Below are 555 nucleotides of genomic sequence, written 5' to 3'. Positions count from 1 at the left end.
AGGCTCAAAGCCTGGCAACCTGCTTACGCGATGACGGTGCACAAAAGTCAGGGCTTAGAGTACCAGCGTGTCGGGATTCTTCTTGCTGATTACGCTAAAGAACTTTTATCGCGTTCGCTATTATATACCGGTCTTACGCGGGCTAAACAGCGTTGTGATATATGGGCCGATACGCAGGCTCTGGAAAAAGCTTTTTTGGAGTGAATACTCAGCTAAAGTCTTAGGGTGTTATCTTTCCTCTGTGCAGCGAAGCGCTCTGTGAACTCGATGGTTCAATGTGTAGGCAGAGCCTTAACCTTGCTCGCCAAATAACTATTCACTTCGCTACTTAAGGTATGCTGAGCCAAAAACCGGGCTGCAAAGCCATTGATATCATCAATTTCAGTGCGTTTACCCGCGCGAATATCTTGTAGCATAGAGGAGATATTTGTGCTGGTTTTTTGCATCACATCGAAAACCAGCGTTTCGATTTCATCACCGGAAAGAGGGTAGCTTGCTGTGTTTAGCAGCTCGCTAAGTTCTAGCTTCAGTATTGGCCAACCTTCAATAAAACGT

General features: G+C 45.9%; 2 protein-coding genes. One reads left to right on the top strand and one right to left on the bottom strand.

Going from position 1 to position 555, the window contains the following annotated elements; all coding sequences use genetic code 11:
• The coding region (locus tag A3763_RS08470; protein WP_197482856.1) for an ATP-binding domain-containing protein at positions 1 to 204 on the top strand (204 nt) is incomplete at its 5' end.
• 68 nt (positions 205 to 272) lie between these two features.
• Here A3763_RS08470 and A3763_RS08465 read toward each other — a convergent pair.
• The coding region (locus A3763_RS08465; RefSeq protein ID WP_304440806.1) for a ketopantoate reductase C-terminal domain-containing protein at positions 273 to 555 on the bottom strand (283 nt) is incomplete at its 5' end.

The organism is Oleiphilus sp. HI0128 (genome assembly GCF_001635365.1).
Note: the sequence above shows the minus strand (reverse complement) of the source record. Positions and strands in the feature narration are given on the sequence as shown.